General features: G+C 67.4%; 23 protein-coding genes, 1 tRNA gene and 1 pseudogene. 14 read left to right on the top strand and 11 right to left on the bottom strand.

Going from position 1 to position 20,962, the window contains the following annotated elements; all coding sequences use genetic code 11:
- Positions 1 to 2 precede the first annotated feature (2 nt).
- The 4 genes from lepA to CWC60_RS24255 form a co-directional block, all read right to left on the bottom strand.
- The gene (lepA, locus tag CWC60_RS08935) at positions 3 to 1,802 is read right to left on the bottom strand and encodes a translation elongation factor 4 (protein WP_109793650.1); all 1,800 of its coding nucleotides are present in this window, start codon (positions 1,800 to 1,802) and stop codon (positions 3 to 5) included.
- Between the two features lie 60 nt (positions 1,803 to 1,862).
- Positions 1,863 to 3,599 carry an N-acyl-D-amino-acid deacylase family protein gene (locus tag CWC60_RS08930; protein ID WP_109793649.1) on the bottom strand — a complete coding sequence of 579 codons (1,737 nt, stop codon included), beginning with the start codon at positions 3,597 to 3,599 and terminating at the stop codon, positions 1,863 to 1,865.
- A 104-nt stretch (positions 3,600 to 3,703) separates the two neighbouring features.
- Positions 3,704 to 4,327, bottom strand: coding sequence for a class I SAM-dependent DNA methyltransferase (locus CWC60_RS08925; protein ID WP_125182748.1), 624 nt, complete (start codon positions 4,325 to 4,327; stop codon positions 3,704 to 3,706).
- Between the two features lie 66 nt (positions 4,328 to 4,393).
- The gene (locus CWC60_RS24255) at positions 4,394 to 4,528 is read right to left on the bottom strand and encodes a hypothetical protein (RefSeq protein WP_277422320.1); all 135 of its coding nucleotides are present in this window, start codon (positions 4,526 to 4,528) and stop codon (positions 4,394 to 4,396) included.
- A gap of 259 nt (positions 4,529 to 4,787) precedes the next feature.
- Between CWC60_RS24255 and CWC60_RS23875 the strand changes: the two genes are divergently transcribed.
- The 6 genes from CWC60_RS23875 to CWC60_RS08895 all read left to right on the top strand — a co-directional run bounded on the left by CWC60_RS23875 (position 4,788) and on the right by CWC60_RS08895 (position 10,624).
- Positions 4,788 to 5,546, top strand: coding sequence for a hypothetical protein (locus CWC60_RS23875; RefSeq protein ID WP_206419845.1), 759 nt, complete (start codon positions 4,788 to 4,790; stop codon positions 5,544 to 5,546).
- 45 nt (positions 5,547 to 5,591) lie between these two features.
- On the top strand, positions 5,592 to 7,097 hold the full coding sequence (locus CWC60_RS08915) for a UbiD family decarboxylase (protein WP_109793647.1): 1,506 nt from the start codon (positions 5,592 to 5,594) through the stop codon (positions 7,095 to 7,097).
- A gap of 150 nt (positions 7,098 to 7,247) precedes the next feature.
- Positions 7,248 to 7,640: a preprotein translocase subunit YajC gene (gene yajC, locus CWC60_RS08910; protein WP_109793646.1), complete on the top strand. Its 393-nt coding sequence runs from the start codon at positions 7,248 to 7,250 to the stop codon at positions 7,638 to 7,640.
- 24 nt (positions 7,641 to 7,664) lie between these two features.
- Positions 7,665 to 9,290: a protein translocase subunit SecD gene (gene secD, locus CWC60_RS08905; RefSeq protein ID WP_109793645.1), complete on the top strand. Its 1,626-nt coding sequence runs from the start codon at positions 7,665 to 7,667 to the stop codon at positions 9,288 to 9,290.
- Between the two features lie 12 nt (positions 9,291 to 9,302).
- Positions 9,303 to 10,247, top strand: coding sequence for a protein translocase subunit SecF (gene secF, locus CWC60_RS08900; RefSeq protein ID WP_109793644.1), 945 nt, complete (start codon positions 9,303 to 9,305; stop codon positions 10,245 to 10,247).
- Positions 10,247 to 10,624 (top strand): Mth938-like domain-containing protein, encoded by a 378-nt coding sequence (locus CWC60_RS08895; RefSeq protein WP_109793643.1) that lies wholly within the window; start codon positions 10,247 to 10,249, stop codon positions 10,622 to 10,624. The genes secF and CWC60_RS08895 overlap by 1 nt, the downstream gene beginning before the upstream one ends.
- Positions 10,625 to 10,651: 27 nt before the next feature.
- On the opposite strand, the gene CWC60_RS08890 is transcribed toward CWC60_RS08895, so the two are convergent.
- A complete protein-coding gene (locus CWC60_RS08890) occupies positions 10,652 to 11,092 on the bottom strand; it encodes an outer membrane protein assembly factor BamE (RefSeq protein WP_164516447.1) in 441 nt (146 codons plus the stop codon).
- A 115-nt stretch (positions 11,093 to 11,207) separates the two neighbouring features.
- Between CWC60_RS08890 and CWC60_RS08885 the strand changes: the two genes are divergently transcribed.
- The 8 genes and pseudogenes from CWC60_RS08885 (at position 11,208) to CWC60_RS08850 (ending at position 15,500) form a co-directional block, all read left to right on the top strand.
- Positions 11,208 to 11,762 (top strand): ubiquinol-cytochrome C chaperone family protein, encoded by a 555-nt coding sequence (locus CWC60_RS08885; RefSeq protein WP_109793641.1) that lies wholly within the window; start codon positions 11,208 to 11,210, stop codon positions 11,760 to 11,762.
- Positions 11,755 to 12,309 (top strand): YceD family protein, encoded by a 555-nt coding sequence (locus CWC60_RS08880; RefSeq protein WP_164516446.1) that lies wholly within the window; start codon positions 11,755 to 11,757, stop codon positions 12,307 to 12,309. Before CWC60_RS08885 ends, CWC60_RS08880 begins: the two co-directional genes overlap by 8 nt.
- A 24-nt stretch (positions 12,310 to 12,333) precedes the next feature.
- Positions 12,334 to 12,519: a 50S ribosomal protein L32 gene (gene rpmF, locus CWC60_RS08875; RefSeq protein ID WP_109793639.1), complete on the top strand. Its 186-nt coding sequence runs from the start codon at positions 12,334 to 12,336 to the stop codon at positions 12,517 to 12,519.
- Positions 12,520 to 12,545: 26 nt separating this feature from the next.
- Positions 12,546 to 13,595: a phosphate acyltransferase PlsX gene (plsX, locus tag CWC60_RS08870; RefSeq protein WP_109793638.1), complete on the top strand. Its 1,050-nt coding sequence runs from the start codon at positions 12,546 to 12,548 to the stop codon at positions 13,593 to 13,595.
- On the top strand, positions 13,592 to 14,563 hold the full coding sequence (locus CWC60_RS08865; protein ID WP_109793637.1) for a beta-ketoacyl-ACP synthase III: 972 nt from the start codon (positions 13,592 to 13,594) through the stop codon (positions 14,561 to 14,563). Before plsX ends, CWC60_RS08865 begins: the two co-directional genes overlap by 4 nt.
- A gap of 113 nt (positions 14,564 to 14,676) precedes the next feature.
- On the top strand, positions 14,677 to 14,994 hold the full coding sequence (locus tag CWC60_RS08860) for an integration host factor subunit alpha (protein WP_109793636.1): 318 nt from the start codon (positions 14,677 to 14,679) through the stop codon (positions 14,992 to 14,994).
- Between the two features lie 20 nt (positions 14,995 to 15,014).
- Positions 15,015 to 15,248 (top strand): annotated as a pseudogene (locus CWC60_RS24375) (MerR family transcriptional regulator); the annotation flags it as partial.
- A gap of 175 nt (positions 15,249 to 15,423) precedes the next feature.
- Positions 15,424 to 15,500: transfer RNA gene (locus tag CWC60_RS08850), tRNA-Pro, on the top strand.
- A gap of 22 nt (positions 15,501 to 15,522) precedes the next feature.
- Here the strand turns inward: CWC60_RS08850 and CWC60_RS08845 are convergent.
- The 6 genes from CWC60_RS08845 to CWC60_RS08820 form a co-directional block, all read right to left on the bottom strand.
- Complete coding sequence (locus CWC60_RS08845; protein ID WP_164516445.1) at positions 15,523 to 16,512, bottom strand: zinc-binding metallopeptidase family protein; 990 nt, start codon at positions 16,510 to 16,512, stop codon at positions 15,523 to 15,525.
- 73 nt (positions 16,513 to 16,585) lie between these two features.
- A complete protein-coding gene (locus CWC60_RS08840) occupies positions 16,586 to 17,395 on the bottom strand; it encodes a phytoene/squalene synthase family protein (protein ID WP_277422323.1) in 810 nt (269 codons plus the stop codon).
- A 76-nt stretch (positions 17,396 to 17,471) separates the two neighbouring features.
- The gene (locus tag CWC60_RS08835; RefSeq protein WP_109793632.1) at positions 17,472 to 19,394 is read right to left on the bottom strand and encodes an alkyl/aryl-sulfatase; all 1,923 of its coding nucleotides are present in this window, start codon (positions 19,392 to 19,394) and stop codon (positions 17,472 to 17,474) included.
- A gap of 50 nt (positions 19,395 to 19,444) precedes the next feature.
- The gene (gene folD / locus CWC60_RS08830; protein ID WP_109793631.1) at positions 19,445 to 20,338 is read right to left on the bottom strand and encodes a bifunctional methylenetetrahydrofolate dehydrogenase/methenyltetrahydrofolate cyclohydrolase FolD; all 894 of its coding nucleotides are present in this window, start codon (positions 20,336 to 20,338) and stop codon (positions 19,445 to 19,447) included.
- Positions 20,335 to 20,649, bottom strand: coding sequence for a DUF167 domain-containing protein (locus CWC60_RS08825; protein ID WP_125182747.1), 315 nt, complete (start codon positions 20,647 to 20,649; stop codon positions 20,335 to 20,337). The genes folD and CWC60_RS08825 overlap by 4 nt, the downstream gene beginning before the upstream one ends.
- On the bottom strand, positions 20,631 to 20,930 hold the full coding sequence (locus tag CWC60_RS08820) for a YggT family protein (protein WP_109793629.1): 300 nt from the start codon (positions 20,928 to 20,930) through the stop codon (positions 20,631 to 20,633). The genes CWC60_RS08825 and CWC60_RS08820 overlap by 19 nt, the downstream gene beginning before the upstream one ends.
- Positions 20,931 to 20,962 lie beyond the last annotated feature (32 nt).

Here is a 20,962-nt window from a genome sequence, read left to right as displayed (position 1 = left end):
GGCTACTCGTCGCCCATGCGCAGTGCGGCCATGAAGGCCTCCTGCGGGATGTCGACCTTGCCATAGGTGCGCATGCGCCGCTTGCCGGCCTTCTGCTTCTCCAGCAGCTTCTTCTTGCGGGTGACGTCGCCGCCATAGCACTTCGCGGTCACGTCCTTGCGCATCGCCGAGATGGTCTCTCGCGCGATCACCGAGCCGCCGATGGCGGCCTGGATCGGGATCTTGAACATCTGGCGCGGGATCAGGTCCTTCAGCCGTTCGCAGAGCATCCGGCCGCGTTCGTAGGCCCGGTCCCTGTGGACGATCAGGGCCAGCGCGTCGACCGGCTCCGCATTCACCAGGATCGACATCTTGACCAGGTCGCCCCGGCGGTAGCCGATCAGTTCGTAGTCGAAGCTGGCATAGCCACGGCTGACGGACTTCAGCCGGTCGTAGAAGTCGAAGACGATTTCCGACAGCGGCAGTTCGTATTCGATCATCGCCCTGGCGCCGGCATAGGTCAGGTTGGTCTGGACGCCGCGCTTCTCCTCGCAGAGCTTCAGCACCGCGCCCAGATGCTCGTCGGGGCAGAGGATCGTCGCCTTGATCCAGGGCTCCTCGATGTAGTCGACCTTGACCGGATCGGGCATGTCGGCGGGATTGTGCAGTTCCACCAGCGTGCCGTCGGTCATGTGCAGCTTGAAGATCACCGAAGGCGCCGTGGTGATCAGGTCGAGGTCGAACTCGCGCTCCAGCCGCTCCTGCACGATCTCCATGTGCAGCAGACCCAGGAAGCCGCAGCGGAAGCCGAAGCCCAGCGCCGCCGAGCTCTCCGGTTCGAAATGGAAGCTGGAATCGTTGAGGCGGAGCTTGGCCAGGCTGTCCCGCAGATCCTGATAGTCCGAGGTGTCGACCGGGAACAGGCCGCAGAACACCACCGGGATGGAGGGCTTGAAGCCGGGCAGGGGCTTCGCCGTGGGCTTGCCTTCCTCGGTGATGGTGTCGCCGACGTCGGTCTCGGCGACCGTCTTGATGGAGGCGGTGAAGAAGCCGATCTCGCCCGGGCCCAGTTCGTCCAGCACGGTCATCTTCGGGGTGAAGATGCCGACGCGGTCGATCTGGTGCGTGGCGCCGGTGGACATCAGCTTGATCTTCATGCCCTTCTTCAACTTGCCGTCGTAAAGCCTTGTGAGCACGACCACGCCCAGATAGGGATCGTACCAGCTGTCGACCAGCAGGGCCTTCAGCGGCGCCGTCGAATCGCCGGCCGGCGCCGGGATGCGTCGGATCAGCGCCTCGATCACGTCGGGTACGCCCTGGCCGGTCTTGGCGGATATTTCGATGGCGTCGGAGGCGTCGATGCCGATCACGTCCTCGATCTGCTCCTTCACGCGCTCCGGCTCGGCCGCCGGCAGGTCGACCTTGTTCAGCACGGGCACGATCTCGAGGTCGTTCTCGATGGCGAGGTAGACGTTGGCCAGTGTCTGCGCCTCGACGCCCTGGCTGGCGTCGACCACCAGCAGCGCGCCCTCGCAGGCCGACAAGCTGCGGCTGACCTCGTAGGAGAAGTCGACATGTCCGGGCGTGTCGATCAGATTCAACTGATAGATCTCGCCGTCCGCGGCCTTGTGCAGCAGCCGGACGGTCTGCGCCTTGATGGTGATGCCGCGCTCGCGCTCCAGGTCCATGGAGTCGAGCACCTGCTGCTGCATCTCCCGGCTTTCGAGGCCGCCGGTCATCTCGATCAGGCGATCGGCGAGCGTCGACTTGCCATGATCAATGTGAGCGATGATGGCGAAATTTCGGATATGCGTGCGGTCCATGCGGCGGCTATGTAAGGCCTATGCGAAGGTCCGTCTACGTCGATTTGGGCACCGGGCGGGTCAGGACGGTCCCGACCCCCGTGGCCCCTGCGGTCCCCGCAGCAGCGCGCCCGGCAACGCACCCGTCGGATCGCCGTCGGCCAATATGGGCTGACCCGACTTGATCGTCATGCGATAGCCGCTGGCCCGCTGGATCAGGCGCCGGGCGCCGGTCGGCAGATCCCATGCCATGCGCGGCGCGTCGATGCCCAGGCTGTCGAAATCGATCAGGTTGATGTCCGCCAGATAGCCCGGGGCCAGCACGCCGCGGTCGTTGAGGCCGTGCAGCGATGCAGTGCCCTGCGTCTGCTTGTGGACCAGCCATTCCAGCGGCAGCAGCCCGCCCTTCTTCCGGTCGCGGCCCCAGTAGGCCATGTTGAAGGTCGGCAGGCTGACATCGCAGATGACGCCGCAATGGGCGCCGCCGTCGGAGCCGCTGAAGTGCGTGTAGGGCGCCTCCAGCATCTCGCGGACCGCTTCGAAGCCGTAGTCCGAATAGTTCAGCAGCGGGAAATAGATGAGGCCGCGCCCGCCGAACTCCAGCAGCGCGTCATAGGCGATGTCCTCGGGACGGCGGCCTTCGGCCTTCGCCCGCTCGGCGAAGCACTCGGAACGGTCGGGCTCGTAGTTCGGCGGATCGCCGAGACGGAACATCTTGTGCCAGCCGCGCAGGAAGAAGTCGGACATCTCTCCGCCCTTGCCGCCGGATTCCTCGGTGATGATCGCCTCGCGCACCGCCGGATCCTTCATCCGCGCGATCTTCTCCTCGTGCGGCAGGTCGCGCAGCGCGCGGTAGCTCGGCTTGCCCTGGAAGGGATGCAATGAGCCGTCGAGGCAGAGCAGGAGGCCCGCCGTGCGGCCCGAGACCTGGGCGTAGATCCGTCCGCCCTTCGCGTTGGCCTCGGCGATGCCCTGCAGCAGCTGGCGGTACTTGCGCGGCGCTTCGTCGTTCTGGAACAGCAGCAGGCTGACCGGCACGCCATAGCGCGCCGACAGTTCGCGGATCCATTCCAGGTCGCCGCCGCCTTCCTTCAAGGTCAGATCGGTGGCCATTTCCAGCACGCCGTGGCCGGCCCGGCGCATGCCGTCCGCGATGCCGAACATCTCCGGCGCGCCGGCCCAGGTGCCGGGGACATACTCGCCGGCCCTTGTCTTGTGGAAGATCGTCCGCGAAGTGGAGAAGCCGAGTGCGCCGGCTTCCAGTCCCTCCTGGACGATCGCGGCCATGCGGGCGATGTCGTTCTCGTTCGCGGTTTCCTCCTCGATGCAGCGTTCGCCCATGACATAGGCGCGGACCGCGCAGTGCGGCACCTGCGCGCCGATGTCGATGGCGCGCTGCTTGCCGTCGAGTGCATCGAGATAGCCGGGGAAATCCTCCCAGCCCCACTCGATCCCGTCGGCCAGGGCCGCGCCGGGAATGTCCTCGACCGATTCCATGAGTTCGATCAGCCAGTTTTCCTCGCCGGAACGGACCGGTGCGAAGCCGACGCCGCAATTGCCCATCACGACCGTGGTGCAGCCATGCCAGGACGAGGGCGTCAGGTAGGGATCCCAGAGGGCCTGACCGTCATAATGGGTGTGGATGTCGACCCAGCCGGGCGCGACCATCAATCCGTCGGCGTCGATTTCCCGCCGCGCCGGACCGTCGACCTTGCCCACCGCGACGATACGGTCGTCCTCGATGGCGACATCGCCGCTGAACGCATCCTTGCCGGTGCCGTCATGAATGCGGCCGCCCCGTATCACCAGATCATGCATGGCCCCTGTCCCCGCTGTGGCGCACTATGCGCGTCTCCCCGCGCGCAAGGAGGGCAGTATCTCAGGCCCGTGGCGCGGCGTACAGACGGGGAGGCGGGGAGGGGCTATGCAGCCTTGCGGGCCGCGATCACCCAGCCGTCGACGTCGGCGCCGGGCAGGTGGGCGCCCTTCTCCTTCTTGATGACCTCGAGCTTGCCCTGGGCTTCCAGGCTCTCCAGTTTCGCCGATACCCTGCCTTCGTCGTGGTACTTCTCGTTGATGCCGATGATCAGCGGCCCGCCGGGTTTCAGCACGCGGATCATCTCCTCCAGCGCGTCGGGGTCCACATGGGCGAAGCTGAAGGCACCGACAGCGGTGACGGCGTCATAGCTCTCGTCGACGGCGTCCATCGGCGGCTCGTTCAGATCGGTCTCGAACAGTGCGTCATAGGCCTTCGAGAGCTTCGCCTTCTCCAGCATCTCGGGGGAATAGTCGCATCCCTCGACATGGGCGTAGCCGTGGGCCCTGAGCGCCCGCCCCGAAAGCCCGGTGCCGCAGGCGACATCCAGGATGCGCGCCTCGCCGTCGGGCAGCATCTCGCGCAGTACCTCGGCGCAGCGCCCGGGCTGGGCGTACTGCTTTTCCTCCAGTTCCTGGTCGTAGACTTCGGCCCAATCCTCGTAGAGGGCGCGGGTCTCGCGCTTGTTCTGCACCTCGTAGGCGCGGTCGAAATATCGTTTGGCGGCCATGATACGCTTGGCTCCGTTCTTGTTGCTTGTGCAGACCTTCAATATCGGGTGTCCGGGCGTCCTTGCTCAACCCCCTGCGGCAGTAGCGTCCATCCAGTCCAGCACCTCGCCGTTCATGTCCGGGGCATAGGTGTGGCTCAGGTCGGCGATCTCCCGATAGGTGACGGTCGCTCCGGCGCTCAGCAGCCACTGATGCGCCATGCGCCATGTCCGCCGGGAACATCCAGTCGAGCGCGCCGTGAACCAGGTGGACGGGTAGGCCCTGGACCCGGCCGAAGTCGGCGAATGCGCCCAGCATGGGGTGGAAGGCGGCGGAGAACGGGGCGAGGTGCGTGAACGGCGAACGCGCCCGGAGCCCCGAGACATAGGTGAAGGTGCCGCCGTCGCTCATGCCGGTCAGCAGCATCCGCCCCGCATCGATGCGCCATTTCTCCCGCGCCAGCGCCACGATGCGGTCGAGATGCGGGGAATCGATGTCGTCGCCCTGCAGCGCCCAGGTGCCGCCCAGAGAGGTGGGTGCGATCAGGATCGCGCCGCGGCTGCGGGCGTCGCGAAGCCAGCTCCACAGGAAGCCGCGGCCACGGCCGGCGCCGCCGTGCAGTGCGACGATGAGAGGCCACTCGCGGTCCGGGCCGTAGTACTCCGGCACATAGACCCAGAAGGTCTGCCGGCTGTCGAGGTCCGGGCCGAATGCGAGGATGCCGGTTCCCTCCGGCGCTGCGCCCGCAAGCGATTGCGCCAGGGACTCATCGTCCCGGACCGCGGGATCCAGAAAGAAGCGGCTGACGGGTGGCAGGAAACCCGCGATCGGATAGAGCGCCTCCAGCGCCTTCGGCAGATGCCGCAGCGCCCCGTAGGCGATGCGGATGCCTTCGGGCGCGGCGGCGGCGTCGCGCAGGCCGGAGAGGGCGGCCTCGGCGTGGCCGGCCGCAAGCTCCAGCTGCGCGCCGAGCGGCGACAGGCGCTCGGGCCATTCGGGTGTGTCGGTCCGGGCCGCGCGCACGGCTTCCTCGGCCTCCGCCGCCTCGACGGCCAGCCCGGCGATCGCCGCCGGGTGCAGCCGCCGCGCCACGGATTGCAGCGCGGTCAGAGCCTCCAGAAGGGGCGTCAGCAGCCGCTCGATCCGGGCGGTCTCCGCCCGGTCGAGGTCGATGCGGATCTGTTCGGGCGCGCCATTGTCGGACATCAGGTCTCACCCCCACTTGCCGAAACCGCATAGTTTGCGGGATTGTCGCCCTGCGGCGTCCAGATTGACAGGAACAACATGGCCGATCAGTCCCTTCGCGAATTCATGACCCGCCTGGAGCAGGCGGGCGAACTGGTCCGCGTGAAGGAACCGGTTTCGACCGAACTGGAGATGACCGAGATCCAGACCCGGCTGCTGGCCGAAGGCGGGCCGGCGGTACTGTTCGAACACCCGGTCAAACCCGACGGCACGCGCGCCGAGATGCCGGTCCTGGTCAACCTGTTCGGTACGGTCGAACGCGTGGCGAATGGCATGGGCCGCAAGCCGTCGGAACTGCGCGAGGTCGGCGAGATGCTCGCCTTCCTGCGCCAGCCGGAGCCGCCGGGCGGGTTCCGCGACGCCATCGACAAGCTGCCGCTGCTGAAGACCGTGCTCGCCATGCGGCCCAGAACGAAGGGTTATGGCCCGGTCCATGACGTCATCCTGACCGGGGAACAGATCGACCTGAACCGCCTGCCGGTGCAGACCTGCTGGCCGGGCGAGCCGGCGCCGCTGATCACCTGGCCGCTGGTGGTCACGAAAGGCCCGTCCGAGGCGAAGGAGGACGACTTCAACCTCGGCATCTACCGGATGCAGGTGATCGGCCGCGACCGCACCATCATGCGCTGGCTGAAACACCGGGGCGGGGCGCAGCACCATCAGCGCTGGAAGGGGGCCAGGCCGGAACCATTGCCCGCCGCAGCCGTGATCGGGGCCGATCCGGGCACCATCCTGGCGGCGGTGACGCCGGTGCCGGATACGCTCTCCGAATACCAGTTCGCCGGCCTGCTGCGCGGCCGGAAGGTGGAACTGGTCGACTGCCAGACCGTGCCGCTGAAAGTGCCGGCGGAGGCCGAGATCGTCCTGGAAGGCCATGTCAGCCTGGACGAGACGGCCGAGGAGGGGCCCTATGGCGATCACACGGGCTACTACAACGCCGTCGAACGCTTCCCCGTCTTCCACGTCTCCGCGATCACCATGCGCAAGGATCCGGTCTACCTCTCCACCTTCACCGGCCGTCCGCCCGACGAGCCGAGCGTGCTGGGCGAGGCGCTGAACGAGGTCTTCGTGCCGCTGTTCCGCCAGCAGTTTCCGGAAATCGTCGACTTCTGGCTGCCGCCCGAGGGCTGCTCCTACCGCATCGCGGTGGTGTCGATGAAGAAGGCCTATCCGGGCCACGCCAAGCGGGTGATGCTGGGCGTCTGGTCCTATCTCCGCCAGTTCATGTACACGAAGTGGGTTATCGTCGTGGACGACGACATCGATGCCCGCGACTGGAAGGACGTGATGTGGGCGATCTCGACCCGCATGGACCCGGCCCGCGACGTCACCATGATCGAGAATACGCCGATCGACTATCTCGACTTCGCCAGCCCCGAGGACGGGCTGGGTTCCAAGATCGGCCTGGACGCCACCAACAAGTGGCCGCCCGAGACGAAGCGCGACTGGGGCACGAAGATCCGCATGTCCGACGAGGTCGTCGAAACGGTGAGCGAGAAGTGGCCGCGCCTCGGTCTGCCGGGCTCGGGAAAGCCGATCTGGTAGCAGCCGGAGAGCGGCTTGCCGGCCCGATCGGGGCGCCATTGCGGGTTCGGTTGAAATCGGTGTGAGGCCGTATATATTCCCGGCACCTTTGCGGAGGCCGCGCTGGGCGGAGGCCTCCTGACACCTCTCCTGCTAGATGGAGCCTATCTCATGTGGATTTCCCCGGCATATGCGCAGGCCGCCGGCGGCGATGGCGGCGGTCTGATGACCTTCCTGCCGCTGATCCTGATCTTCGTGGTGTTCTACTTCCTGCTGATCCGTCCGCAGCAGAAGAAGGCCAAGGAGCACCGCCAGATGGTGCAGAACGTGCGCCGCGGCGACACGGTGGTCACTGGCGGCGGCATCGTGGGCAAGGTGACCAAGGTCAAGGACGAGCAGACCATTCAGCTCGAGATCGCCGAGGGCGTCCGCATCGACGTGGTCAAGGGCACCCTGGCCGACGTGCGCTCCAAGACGGCGCCGGCGAACGATCCCGCGCCCGCCAACAAGGACGGCGGCGAAGGCGGCGGCGGCCTGATGGGCAAGCTCGGCCTCAAGAAATAACCCGGTCCGGGGACCTCAGCCGGCATGCTGCATTTCGAGAAGTGGAAGATCGCGGTCATCGCCCTGGTCTGCCTGCTGGGGCTCGCCTTCACGATTCCCAACTTCCTGTCGGAGGACACCCGGTCGGAGATACCCGATTGGCTGCCCAACCAGTCGATCAATCTGGGCCTTGACCTGCGCGGCGGCTCTCACCTGTTGCTCGAGGTCGACCGCGAGGCGGTGATTGACGACCGGATGACAGACATCGTCGAGACGATTCGCACCGATCTGGGCGACGTCTCGCCGCGCATCCGCCGTTCCGGCTTCCAGCGCGACGGCCGGACCATCGCCTTCGAGATTCGCGATCCCGCGCGGCTGGATGAGGCCGTCGAGGTCGTCCGCGATACGGTGCAGACCAGCACCGGCGTCGGCGGCGGCTTCGCGGCCGGCTTTGGCGGCGGCGGGGCCGAGGCAGAGGTCGAGACGGAAGGCAACCGGATCACCGTGCGGTTGACCGACGACGGCGTGGCCCAGCGCATGGTCCAGGTGGTGCAGCAATCCATCGAGATCGTTCGCAAGCGCGTTGACGAACTGGGCGTCGCGGAGCCGACGATCCAGCAGGAGGGCCTGGACCGGATCATCGTGCAGGCGCCCGGCCTGGACGATCCGGAACGCCTCAAGGAGATTCTCGGCAAGACCGCGAAGATGACCTTCCATCTGGTCGACCAGTCGGCCGATCCGTTCGACGATCGCGTGCCGCCGGGGTCGATGCGGCTCTACGAGCAGCCCGACGTCGAAGGCGGCCAGGCGCGCCCATGGATCATCCGCAAGAAGGTGGAGGTTTCCGGCGAGCATCTGGTCGACGCCCAGCCGACCTTCGATCAGGGACAGCCCGTGGTGTCGTTCCGCTTCGACAGCGTCGGCGCCAAGCGTTTCGGCAAGATAACCAGCGAGAATGTCGGCCGGCCCTTCGCCATCGTCCTGGACGACGAGATCATCTCGGCCCCGCGCATCAACAGCCCGATCCTGCAGGGCAGCGGCATCATCACCGGCGGCTTCACCGCCCAGACCGCCAACGACCTGGCGGTCCTGCTGCGTGCGGGCGCGCTGCCTGCGCCGCTGACCATCCTGGAGGAACGGACGGTCGGCCCCGATCTCGGTGCCGACTCGATCGCCGCCGGCGAGTTGGCCGCCGGCCTGGGGTTCCTTTTCGTCGTCATCTTCATGGTCGTGTCCTACGGGCCGGTCTTCGGCATGGCGGCCAACGTGGCGCTGGTGACCAACCTGGTGCTGATCATGGGTACGCTTTCCAGCCTGCAGGCCACGCTGACTCTGCCCGGGATCGCCGGCATCGTGCTTACCATCGGCATGGCGGTCGACGCCAACGTGCTGATATTCGAGCGCATCCGGGAGGAACTGGCGAACGGCCGCTCTCCGATCAACGCGGTCGAGGCCGGCTACAAGCGCGCTTTCGTCACCATCGTGGACTCCAACGTGACCACGCTGATTGCTGCGGCGATCCTGTTCGGCATGGGCTCCGGCCCGGTGCGCGGCTTTGCGGTGACGCTCGGCATCGGCATCGTCAGTTCCATGTTCACGGCCATCCTGCTCAGCCGCATGATCATTGCGACGTGGCTGCGCCGGCGGCGTCCGGCCTTGCTCAACATCTAGGGGGATTGCCGCATGTTCCGTCTGAGAATGGTCCCCGAGAAGACCGCCATCTCCTTCATGAAGTTCCGCATCGCCGCGTTCGCGCTGTCGTCGATTCTGGCGCTGGCCTCCGCCGGCCTGTTCTTCGGCGTCGGGCTCAACCGGGGCATCGACTTCGAGGGCGGCATCCTGATCGAGGTGGCCACCCAGGGCCCGGCCGACCTGGCCGAGATGCGCGACACGCTGGGCGGGCTGGGTCTCGGCGAAGTGGCGCTGCAGGAGTTCGGCGCCGCCAATGACGTCCTGATCCGCGTTGAACGGCAGCCCGGGGAGGCCGAGGCGCAGGAGGCGGCGATCGACACGGTCAAGGCGGCGCTCGAGCCGACCAATCCCGGCATCAGCTATCGCCGCGTCGAGTTCGTCGGACCGAAGGTTTCCGGCGAACTGGTGGAGGCCGCCGTGCTTGCCGTGCTGACGGCGGTGGTCGCCATGCTGTTCTACATCTGGCTCCGCTTCGAGTGGCAGTTCTCCCTGGGCGCCGTGGCGGCGCTGGTCCATGACGTGATCCTGACCATCGGGTTCTTCGCGATCACCCGGACAGAGTTCAACCTGGCTTCCGTTGCGGCGATCCTCACCATTGTCGGCTACTCGATCAACGACACGGTCGTCGTCTATGACCGTGTCCGTGAGAACCTGCGCAAGTTCAAGCAGATGCCGCTCGGAGACCTGCTCGACCGGTCGATCAACGACACCCTGTCCCGCACGGTGGTGACCGGCGTGACGACGCTGCTCGCGCTTGGCGCGCTGTTCTTCTTCGGCGGCGAGGTCATCCGCGGGTTCTCGGCGGCCCTGATCTGGGGCATCGTGATCGGCACCTATTCCTCCATCTTCATCGCCGCGCCGATGCTGCCGGCGCTGGGCCTGCAGCGCAATCAGCGCGAGGATGATGCCGAAGAAGAGGCCGCGGAGACCACCTGATGGACCTGACGCCAAAGGTGCCGGCCGACAGGCAGGTTCTGGAGGCCTATGGGGACCGGGGGTTCCGCGTGTCGGGACGGCGCCTGGAGGGATCGCTGCTGGTCTTTCCCAGGGAAGTGCTGTCCTGGCCGGTCGGCACCATGGACGAGTTGTCGCCGGAAAGTCTCGGTCCGATGATCGAGCGCGCCGGCGAGGTGGAGATCATGCTGCTCGGCGCCGGCGCCTCCATGGCCTTCGTACCCGCGACAGTGCGCCGGCACCTGAAGGACCATGGCATCGCCGTGGACGTCATGGACACGGGCGCGGCATGCCGCACCTACAACGTGCTGATGGCGGAAGACCGCCGGGTCGCCGCGGCGCTGATCGCGGTCGACTGAGATGCCCACCGTCGCGTCGCGCGGCGGCTATTGCTGGCCGGGGATCAGGTTGCCGAGAAGCTGTTCGAAGAAGCCGAGCTTGGCCCCCTGGGTCGGCGTCTCGCGCTTCACGTAGGCGACCTGCTGCGCGTCGCCCATGTCGTACTGGCGCAGGTTGGCGACGCGGCCGGTCTCGTCGAAATCGATGGCGACGACCTGCTGGGCGACGGTTTCCTCATCCAGCTCCGTATAGCGCTCGGACTGTTTCGAGATGTAGTACCAGGTGTCCGAATGCTGCTGGAAGGTCGCAACGCTGGAGGGGCTGCCCAGGATGTCGGTGACCTGCTGCTGGGTCGTGACGCCGACCTGGACCCTGTCGATGTCCTGCTGGTCGAGGTGGTGGCCCCGGGTGATGCGGTCCGGCGTGCAGGCGGCGATCGCCAGGACCAGGGCCGCGGCGGCGCAGACGGTGAGGATAGCGCGGTTCATCTGTCTCCGTTCCAGAATACGCGGAATGGCGACCATTGACTGGGCGGGCCGCGACGCCTAGCTGTGAGCCTTCGATTGCCCTTCGGGGCAGGCATTGTCAACAGGTACGGCATCGATGGCGCTCTTCGGCCTGTTCCGGTCCGATCCACTCAAGGAGGCAGGCTACGCCATGTATGGCGTGGCCGGCGAACACGCGCGTCTGCCGGCCTTCTACGAGGCGCTGGAGGTCGAGGACAGCTTCGATGGCCGCTTTGATCTGCTGGTCCTGCATCTTCACCTGATCATGCGTCGGCTGCGGACGCTGTCCCGCGACGGCCGGCGCGCCCAGCAGCATCTTTTCGACGTTTTCATCAAGGACATCGACCAGGGCCTGCGCCTTGCCGGCGTCGGCGACATCGGGATCGGCCATCGGGTCAAGAAGATGTCCAACGCCTATTACGGCCGCGTCATCGCCTACGACACCGCCATGGATGAAGGCGAGGGGCGCGCGCTGGAAGATGCCCTGCACCGCAATCTCTACCGTGCGCGGAACGTGCGGCCGGAAACGCTGCCGGCGATGGCGGCCTATGTCCGCGGCGCCGAGGCGCGGCTGGCAGCCGCTGCGGACGCGGACATCGTCGCCGGGCGCTTCGTCTTCGGCGAACCGGAACGGGAGAAGGAACATGTCTGATGCGCCCGGCCCGCCGCCGGTCTCCCGCCTGCTGAAGGTGGACAGCCTGGGACCGGAGGGCGAGGACTTCCACATCGAATTCGACGCGGCCGAACGCGAACGTGTCGCCGACGCGTTCGATGTCATTTCCGTGGAGGAAGTGGTGGCGGACGGGCATGTCTGGCCGGCCGACGGGGGCGCCTTCGTCGATTTCCGGCTGAAGGGCCGCGTGACCCAGGCCTGCGTCGTGACCCTGGAGCCGGTAAGCTGCGATGTTGACGAGCGTGTCAGCTTGCATTACACGCCCTCTACCGCCGCGTCCGCTGACCCGATAGTCATCGACATCACCGATGAGGACGATCCGCCAGAACACATGGTGGATGGCAAGATCGATGTCGGCGCGGCCATGACGGAACATCTCGCGCTGGGTCTGGATCCTTATCCTCGCCGGCCGGATGCAGAGCTGCCCGAAGGCGTCGGCGACGATGTGCCGGAGGGGCGTCAGCGGCCCTTCGAGGTCCTGGCGAAACTGAAGAATGACAAGGACGACAACGGCTCCGGCAACTGACGGACTGGTTGGGGAACGAGAAACATGGCTGTACCCAAGAGCAAGATTTCACCCTCCCGCAGGGGGATGCGCCGGTCGCACGACAAGCTGTCGGCGGCAAAGACGCACGAATGCCCGAACTGCGGCGAGATCAAGCGCCCGCATCACCTGTGCCCCGCCTGCGGCCACTACCGTGAACGCGAAGTCACCGAAGGCGGCGACATCGCCTGATAGCGGCGTTGCCGCGGGGACAGTGGATGGATCGCTCAATCGTCATATCGCTCGATGCGATGGGCGGCGACCACGCGCCGAGGGTGGTGGTTGAGGCGCTCCGCTCCGCCCGGCTGCAGATCCCCGATATCAGGTTCATCCTCTTCGGCGACCGGAACGCCATCGGCCGTTACATGGACGATGGCATGAAGGACTATGTCGAGGTCCGCCATACCGATCAGGTGATAGCGTCCGACGACAAGCCGAGCCAGGCGCTGCGCCGGGGCAAGAAATCGTCCATGCGGCTGGCCATCGACGCGGTGCGCGACGGCGAGGCGCAGGGCGTCGTCTCCGGCGGCAACACCGGCGCGCTGATGGCCATGTCGCTGTTCTCGCTCAGGCCGATCGCCGGCATCGACCGGCCCGCGATCGCCGGCTTCATGCCGACGATGCGGGGCGAAAGCGTGATGCTGGATCTGGGCGCGAACGCGGTCTGCGACGAGACGAATCTGGTGCAGTTCGCCCTGCTGGGCGCCGACTTCTGCCGCGCCGTGCTGGGCCGGGAGACTCCGTCGGTCGGCCTGCTTAACATGGGCGAGGAGGAGTTGAAGGGCGACGAGGTGGTGCGCGGCGCCGCCGAACGCCTGCGGGCGATGGACAATCCCGGCTTCCGCTATCACGGCTTCGTCGAAGGCACCGACATCACCCGCGGCGTGGTCGACGTGGTTGTCACCGACGGCTTCAGTGGCAATGTAGCCCTGAAAAGCCATGAAGGCGCGGCGCGCATGGTGGCCTACACGCTCCGCCAGGCGATGACGGCCTCCTGGGCCGGTCGCCTGGGCGCCTTCGTCGCCCGCGGCGCCTTCAGGCGCCTGCGCGAGCGTCTCGACCCCAATGGCTACAACGGCGGGGTCTTCCTGGGGCTCAATGGGGTCGTCGTGAAAAGCCATGGCGGCGCCAACGCCACAGGCTTCACCTCGGCGGTCCGGCTGGCGGCCGACATGGTTCGGGATGGCATGGTCGGCCGAATCACCCGAGACTTCGAGCAGGCGGGGTTCAAGGCTGAAGATCCGCAACCGAACGCGGGGAATGCATGATTCGAACTGTCGTCACCGGCTGCGCCGGCCATCTGCCGGAGCGCGTCGTGACCAACGCGGAACTGGCCGAACGGGTCGACACCTCCGACGAGTGGATCGTCGCCCGGACGGGCATCCGGACCCGTCATATCGCCGCCGACGGGGAAACCACCGGCGACCTGGCCGTGGCCGCCGGGCTCAAGGCGATGACCGCCGCCGGCGTGGGGCCCGAGGATATCGACCTGATCATCGTCGCCACGGCGACGCCCGACAACACCTTCCCTGCGACGGCGGCACAGGTACAGGCGCGGCTCGGCGTCCGCCAGGGCGCGGCCTTCGACATCCAGGCCGTCTGCTCGGGTTTCATCTACGGCCTCGCCACCGCCGACAATTTCCTCAAGGCGGGCCAGTTCCGGCGCTGTCTGCTGATCGGCTCCGAGACCTTCTCGCGCATTCTCGACTGGGAGGACCGCACGACCTGCGTGCTGTTCGGCGACGGCGCCGGCGCGGTGGTGCTGGAGGCGCAGGAGAGCGAGGGGGGGAACGACAGCCCCGGCGTTCTGACCACGCACATCCATTCCGACGGCCGTCATCACGACCTGCTCTATGTCGACGGGGGCCCGTCCTCGACCCAGACCGTGGGCCATCTGCGCATGTCCGGGCGGGAGGTCTTCAAGCATGCCGTCACCAACCTCTCGGCCGTGATCCAGGAGGCGCTGGACGCCACCGGGCTGCAGGCGGGCGACATCGACTGGATCATCCCGCATCAGGCCAACAAGCGCATTCTCGACGGCACCGCCCGCAAGTTCGGGCTCGATCCCGCCAAGGTGGTGGTGACCGTCGACCAGCACGGCAATACCTCAGCCGCCTCCGTGCCCCTGGCGCTGGCGGCGGCCATTGCCGACGGCCGGGTCAAACCCGGCGACCTGCTGTTGCTGGAGGCGATGGGCGGCGGCTTCACCTGGGGCTCGGCGCTGGTACGCTGGTAGCCGCTTCGCCCCGCGTCGGCGAATTACACGCAACGCTTTGACATCCCCGTTGTTTTCCCGCGTAATGGGTCGAAAGGCATCCACGCGGCAAAGCGTGTCAGGGGGGTTTTCAGATGAGTGGCTCGACGGTCACGCGAGCTCAGCTCGCGGAAGCAGTCTACCAGCAGGTCGGCCTGTCGCGGAACGAATCCGCGGAACTGGTCGAGTCCATCCTGCAGGAGGTCTCCGACTCCCTCTCGGAGGGCGATACCGTCAAGATATCCTCTTTCGGCAGCTTCCAGGTGCGCCAGAAGGGCGGGCGCGTGGGGCGCAATCCGAAGACGGGCGAGGAGGTGCCGATCGATCCGCGGCGCGTCCTGGTGTTCCGCGCCAGCCACGTGCTCAAGGACGCGATCAACGAAGGGCTGCTCGGCCGGCCCGCCCGCGGCTGACGGCCGTCCGCGCAGATCGCATGGCCAAATCGCCCGAAGCCTTCCGCACCATCAGCGAAGTCGCCGAGGAACTGGGCGTGCAGCAGCACGTGCTGCGCTTCTGGGAGACGAAATTCCCGCAGATCAGGCCGCTCAAGCGCGGCGGCGGGCGGCGCTATTACCGCCCCGAGGACGTCGAGGTGCTGCAGCATATCCGCCAGTTGCTCTACGACGACAAGTACACCATCAAGGGCGTGCAGCAGCTGTTCCGGGAGCAGGGCTCGGGCCGGCCGGCGGGCAACACCGCGTCGGCGGCCGAGGAACTTTCGGTGATCCGCCGCCGGGCGCTGGACGAACTGCGCGGCGAACTGATGACGCTCAAATCCGATCTGCAGCGCCTTGCAGCAGGCGATTGAAAGCCCGGCGAACCTCCTCTATGTTCGCCCGCGTCGGAGCGTAGCGCAGCCTGGTAGCGCACCATACTGGGGGTGTGGGGGTCGTGGGTTCGAATCCCGCCGCTCCGACCATTTTTCCGATCCTGTTTGTCTTTTACCGGTCGGCTGACGCGGTGCCGCTGAGGCCGCGCGCCATCCAACGATGCACGAAGCGGAGCTTCTCCGCGATCGCCGGCGTGTGGACGAAGGGATAGATGTCCGAAATCCCCATGGCGCGGTTGACGTGGTTCAGCGCCACGCCCAGCCGGGCGCCGTACGCCAGCAGCGTCGCCGCATCCTGTTCCGCATAGGCGTCGTAAGTCGCCGTCGGCAGGCCTTCGCCGGTCAGCCCGGCGGCCGCGAAACTGTCCACGATGTCTGTCAGGTGCAGCAGGTGCGCGAAGCTCTCCGCCCAGTCTTCGTGCGGGTGGCTGGCGGCGTAGGCCGTGATGTGGCGGCCCTCCCACCCGGGATAGGGGCCCTGACGGTAGTACTCGTTCAGGGCGGCGCCGTAGTCGATCCGCTCGTCGGCGAACAGCGCGCGGAATCCCTCCGGGAATCCGTTGTCGACGGCCAGGCGCTCGAAGAAGAAATGGCCGAGTTCGTGGCGGAAGTGACCGATCATGGTGCGCAGCGGCTCGTCGAAGTCCTCCCGCCGCCGCACGCGCATGACGTCGTCGGCCTCGGTGACGTTGATGGTCACGATTCCGGATTTGTGACCCATGGAAACCGCTTGCGCGCCGCCGCTCATGGCTTCGGCCAGCATGTGGAATACGGGCCGGGGCCCCGGATCGGCGCCGGTCAGCCAGCCCCAGCGGGCGAGATTGGCCAGCACCCAGCGTTTGGCCAGTTCGGCATCCTGCCAGTGCCCGCGATTCTCGCCGTGGAATGTTTCCGGCACCACCTCCGTCATGGCGCAGCTGCGGCAGAGGCCGCCATCGCGGGCGAGCCAGTTGCAGGCGATCTCCGCCCGGTTGGCGCATTCAGCGCCGTCTGTGGCGAACCCCCCGGCTTCGGGGTCGAAGACGACAGATGCGCCGCAGGCGCAGGTCAGGTTGCGGAAGAACAGTCGGCCACCACAGGCCGGGCAAGTGAAGAGATGCAAAGAAGTCTCCTGGGTTCGAAGCCACGGGGCGCATTTGGCATCCGCCCGCGCGGGCGGCAAGCGTCGTCCAGGTTCAGGCCAGGAAGCGGGCGCGCCAGAGGGCGGCGATCTTCGCCGCATTGCCGGGGTCGATGCGCGGCTCGGACAGGTCGAAACGGGCGCGCCGGAGGCGCTTCAGGTAGAGCCGGGCAAGGGGGCGGATCAGCAGCGGCGCCCGCGCCGCTTTCGGGAGGCTGCGAACGGCCCGTGCCGACATCAGGTCGCGCTCCGCCATCTCGGCCAGTTCCGTCAGCACCGATTTCAGCTTCCCGGGATCGCGCCGCCCGATGGACTGCCGGGCGTCGGCAATGCCATGACGGCCAAGGAGGTCGCCCGGCAGCATTATCCGCCCTTGGGCGCCATGAAACGGAACCGCGCGGAGCAGCCCTGCCAGGGCATAGGCGCGGCCCGCGGCCTGCGCCGCATCGTGCGCGGCTGTCTCCGTCACGCCGGCGGCGAGCAGGCCCAGCCGCACCAGGTTCGACGAGGTCGCCTCGGCATAGGCGCCGAGGTCCTTCACCGTGGCGAAAGGCGCGTCCTCCAGATCGCGTTCGCGCGCGTTGACGAGTTCCAGGGCGAGATCGAAGGCCGCCTCGCCGGCCGCCGGCATCCAGGCTGCCAGCGATCGAACCACCGGATGGCGGCGCGGCTCGTCGCCCCGGCGCATCTCGTCCAGCGCGTCGCGCCACCATTGCAGCCGGATCTGGCCCAGCATGGGCTCGGACACGCGCTCCCGCGTCGCCGCGACTTCCAGGTTGAAGGCATGGAGGCCGATCAGCCGCTCGCGCAGGGCCGGCGGCGCGAACAGGGCGATGTAGAGCCGGTCCGGGTCCTGGCGGCGCAGGTCGGCGATCAGGTCGTCGAGATTGGCGTCGTCGGTGATGGCGGCCTCCGGTCCGGGGGATTTCCCGCCCGGCGGTTCAGAGATGCTCCGGGCCGGGAGTCAGGATGTCGAACTGCATGTCGAAGCCGTCAAGCATGTCGAACAGGCCCGTCACGACCGAGCCATCGCCGGTGACGGTGAGCGCGCCGCCTTCGAGAGCCTCGGCAACGGTCGCCTTGCCGACGATCAGCGCGACCAGCACATCGCGCCGCGTCGTCACCGTGGCCAGCGCGTCGTCTGCGACCTTGCCCATGATCTGGGTCAGGGTCTCGTTGGCCAGCGTCTGGCAGACGCGCTCTTCGCGGTCGGTGAGATGCCAGTTGATGCGCCAGCTCATGCCGGCGCATTTCGCCGGGTCGAGCCTCACGGCGATGAAGTCGAACAGCGTCTCGGTCGCCACCGCGCCCAGCAGGTCGGGGCTCAGGATCGGCCGCGGCGGCAGCTTGACCACGCCGTGGCGCAGCTCCTGTGCGGCGTAGAGATAGGCGTTGCGCCACGTCGCGCTCTCGGCCTGGTAGCCGAGTTGCTCGAAGGCGTCGGCGGCCAGGTGCCGCGCATCCCCGTTCTCGGGGTCGGCGAACAGCACATGATAGAGCACCTGGGCCACCCAGCGGTACTCGCCGGCGTCGAAATCCGCGCGCGCCTTCGCCAGCACGTCGGCCGCCCCGCCCATGTAGTCGACATATTTCCGCGCCGCGGGGACGGGCGGCAGCGGGTTCAGGTTCGCCGGATTGCCGTCGTACCAGCTCAGATAGCGCTGGAAGACGGCCTTGGAATTGTGGCTGACGGTGCCGTAGTAGCCTCGCATGCGCCAGTCGTCGGCCAGTGACGGCGGCAGGTCCAGCGCTTCGGCGATTTCCGCCGGCCGCCAGCCATGGTTCATCAGCCGGACCGTCTGGTCGTGGATGTGCTTGTAGAGGTCGCGCTGGCGCTGCAGGAAACCGGTGACGTTCTCGCGTCCCCAGGTCGGCCAATGGTGCTGGCAGATCAGCACCTCCGTCTTCGCGCCAAAGCGTTCGACAGCGTCCGCCAGGAAGTGCGACCAGATGCGCGGATCGCGCACCTCCGAACCCCGGAGCGGGCAGAAATTGTGCAGCAGCGGCGTGGCGTTCTCGGCCATGTTCAGCACTCCCAGGTCGGGGAAGAACATGTGCATCTCCGCTGGCGCCTCCGTGCCGGGCGCGAGGTGGAAGTCGATGGCGAGGCCGTCGACCATGTGCCGCTCCACGGGCTGGACGATGATGTCGGTCGGCGCGATCAGGCTGATCGTGCCGCGCGCCGTCACCTTGCCCAGGCCGGCGTCGACCTGGCCGCGCGGCCCGGGATTCAGCAGCCCGCCGAACTGGAACTGCGCGCGCCGGGTCATGGCGTTGCCGGCCAGCACGTTCTCGCCGCCCACGGCCTCCAGGAAGCCGTCGGGGGCGAAGACCTGCGCCGCACCGGAGGCGGCCTCCTCGGGCGTCAGCACGCCGCGGGCGCCGCCATAATGGTCGACATGGCTGTGAGTGTAGATCAGGGCCTTCACGGGGCGCCGCGGACGGTGCTCGAAAAAGAGCTCCAGTCCGGCGCGGGCGACCTCGGCGGTGGTCATGCAGTCGATCAGGATCAGCCCCTGATCGCCCTCGATGATCGTCATGTTGGCGAGGTCGAGGCCGCGGACCTGCCAGACCCGGTCAGTGACCGTGAACAGGCCGTTGTGCATGTTGAGCCGCGCCATGCGAAGCAGGCTGGGGTTGATCGTGTCGATCCCGGCGTCGCCGTCCAGGAAATCGTAGACGTTGAGATCCCAGACCTTCGTGCCGCGCTCGGTGGCGATGACCCCGCCGTCGAGACTCGCCACGTGGCCGCGGGCGGCGTTCTCGAAGTCGTCGCGGTCGGCGAAATTGAGCTTCCCGGCCAGCCCGCGGTTCGCCGCCAGCGTGGCTTCGCTGGCTTGTTTCGGCGTCTTCGGATCGGTCATCTGATCGCCCCCCCGCGTCAATCCCCGGAAGGCAGTCTACGCCCGGCCTTTCAGGCCGTCACCTGCGGCTCGGGAATGCCGGCGGCCATGCAGGCGGCGGTGACCGTATTGGCCAGCAGGCAGGCGATGGTCATGGGGCCGACGCCGCCGGGCACCGGCGTGATGAGACCGGCATGGCCAACGGCGGCCTCGAAGTCCACGTCACCCACCAGCCGGGTCTTGCCGTCTTCCTTCGGAATGCGGTTGATGCCGACGTCGATCACCGCCGCGCCTTCCTTGATCCAGTCGCCCTGGACGAATTTCGGCCGGCCCACTGCGGCGATGACGATGTCCGCCTGGCGGCAGAGGCCGGGCAGGTCCTTCGTGCGGCTGTGGGCGATGGTGACGGTGCAGTTGGCGTGCAGCAGCAGCATCGCCATGGGCTTTCCGACGATGTTGGAGCGGCCCACCACCACGGCATGCTTGCCCGACAGGTCGCCCAGCCGGTCGTGCAGCAGCATCATGCAGCCGCGCGGCGTGCAGGGCGTCAGCGCCGGCAGGCCGATCTGCAGCCGGCCGGTGTTGACGACGTGGAAGCCGTCGACGTCCTTGTCCGGGTCGATGCGGTCGAGCACCGCGGACTCGTCGATCTGATCGGGCAGGGGCAGCTGCACCAGGATGCCGTGGATGCCGGGGTCGGCGTTCAGCCGGTCGACCACGGCCAGCACCTCCTCCTGGGTTGCCGTGGCTTCCAGGCGGATCTCGTCGGAGCGCATGCCGCATTCCACCGTCTGCTTCGCCTTGTTGCGGACATAGACCTGGCTTGCCGGATCCTCGCCCACCAGCACCACGGCCAGGCCGGGCTTCAGACCGTGTTCGGCGACGAGCCGGTCGACCTGCGCCTTGACGCGGGCGCGGACCTCTGCGGCGAACGCCTTGCCGTCGATGATGTTGTCTCCGCTCATCCCGTGCCCCCTCCGATGGTCTCGATGCGCCGGCGCAACTCCTCGTCCGGGCCGGCAATCTGAAGCGTCTTGTCGCGGCCGGTTTCCCCGTGGACGACCTCGATGTCGCTCGGCGCGACGCCGAGGCGCTTCGCCAGCAGTTTGATGACCGCCCAGTTGGCCTTGCCCTTTTCCGGCGCGGCCGTGACCTTGACCTTAAGCCGCCGGCGTCCGTCCGCGTCCGTGAACCAGCCGTCGAAGCCCTCATGCCGCGCGCCGGGCGTGACCTTCAGGTCGAGGCGCATGGGGCCGGTCAGGTGTAGCCGGAGCACAGACCCATGATGTCGCAGATGATCAGGGTGCGGAGCACGCTGAGCAGCACGATCAGGACGATCGGCGAGATGTCGATGCCGCCCAGGTCGGGCAGCAGCCGCCGGATCGGCGCCAGGGCCGGCTCCGTGATGCGGAACAGGAAATAGCCGATCTGCCGCGCGATCGGGTTCTGCGGGTTCAGCACGTTGAAGGCCACCAGCCAGCTCAGGATCGCGTTCGCGATCAGGCAGATGATGTAGAACGTGATCGCGTAATCGATCAGGGTCGCAATCGCCAGCATGGGCTATCCTCGGGTCCGGGGCGTGGTTACCG

Origin of the sequence: Minwuia thermotolerans (assembly GCF_002924445.1) — a bacterium.
In the GTDB taxonomy this organism is placed as follows: Bacteria; Pseudomonadota; Alphaproteobacteria; order Minwuiales; family Minwuiaceae; genus Minwuia; species Minwuia thermotolerans.
This window is presented reverse-complemented; position numbering and strand designations above follow the sequence as displayed.

Coding starts and splice junctions, on each gene's coding strand:
- CWC60_RS08915 (WP_109793647.1), top strand. CDS start 5,592: ATGGCCGATCAGTCCCTTCGCGAATTCATGACCCGCCTGGAGCAGGCG.
- CWC60_RS08865 (WP_109793637.1), top strand. CDS start 13,592: ATGATTCGAACTGTCGTCACCGGCTGCGCCGGCCATCTGCCGGAGCGC.
- CWC60_RS08835 (WP_109793632.1), bottom strand. CDS start 19,394: ATGACCGATCCGAAGACGCCGAAACAAGCCAGCGAAGCCACGCTGGCG.
- secF (WP_109793644.1), top strand. CDS start 9,303: ATGTTCCGTCTGAGAATGGTCCCCGAGAAGACCGCCATCTCCTTCATG.
- CWC60_RS08890 (WP_164516447.1), bottom strand. CDS start 11,092: ATGAACCGCGCTATCCTCACCGTCTGCGCCGCCGCGGCCCTGGTCCTG.
- CWC60_RS08860 (WP_109793636.1), top strand. CDS start 14,677: ATGAGTGGCTCGACGGTCACGCGAGCTCAGCTCGCGGAAGCAGTCTAC.
- CWC60_RS08820 (WP_109793629.1), bottom strand. CDS start 20,930: ATGCTGGCGATTGCGACCCTGATCGATTACGCGATCACGTTCTACATC.
- CWC60_RS08930 (WP_109793649.1), bottom strand. CDS start 3,599: ATGCATGATCTGGTGATACGGGGCGGCCGCATTCATGACGGCACCGGC.
- CWC60_RS08895 (WP_109793643.1), top strand. CDS start 10,247: ATGGACCTGACGCCAAAGGTGCCGGCCGACAGGCAGGTTCTGGAGGCC.
- rpmF (WP_109793639.1), top strand. CDS start 12,334: ATGGCTGTACCCAAGAGCAAGATTTCACCCTCCCGCAGGGGGATGCGC.
- yajC (WP_109793646.1), top strand. CDS start 7,248: ATGTGGATTTCCCCGGCATATGCGCAGGCCGCCGGCGGCGATGGCGGC.
- CWC60_RS08880 (WP_164516446.1), top strand. CDS start 11,755: ATGTCTGATGCGCCCGGCCCGCCGCCGGTCTCCCGCCTGCTGAAGGTG.
- CWC60_RS08885 (WP_109793641.1), top strand. CDS start 11,208: ATGGCGCTCTTCGGCCTGTTCCGGTCCGATCCACTCAAGGAGGCAGGC.
- secD (WP_109793645.1), top strand. CDS start 7,665: ATGCTGCATTTCGAGAAGTGGAAGATCGCGGTCATCGCCCTGGTCTGC.
- plsX (WP_109793638.1), top strand. CDS start 12,546: ATGGATCGCTCAATCGTCATATCGCTCGATGCGATGGGCGGCGACCAC.
- CWC60_RS08925 (WP_125182748.1), bottom strand. CDS start 4,327: ATGGCCGCCAAACGATATTTCGACCGCGCCTACGAGGTGCAGAACAAG.
- CWC60_RS24255 (WP_277422320.1), bottom strand. CDS start 4,528: ATGGCGCATCAGTGGCTGCTGAGCGCCGGAGCGACCGTCACCTATCGG.
- folD (WP_109793631.1), bottom strand. CDS start 20,338: ATGAGCGGAGACAACATCATCGACGGCAAGGCGTTCGCCGCAGAGGTC.
- lepA (WP_109793650.1), bottom strand. CDS start 1,802: ATGGACCGCACGCATATCCGAAATTTCGCCATCATCGCTCACATTGAT.
- CWC60_RS23875 (WP_206419845.1), top strand. CDS start 4,788: ATGCGGGGAATCGATGTCGTCGCCCTGCAGCGCCCAGGTGCCGCCCAG.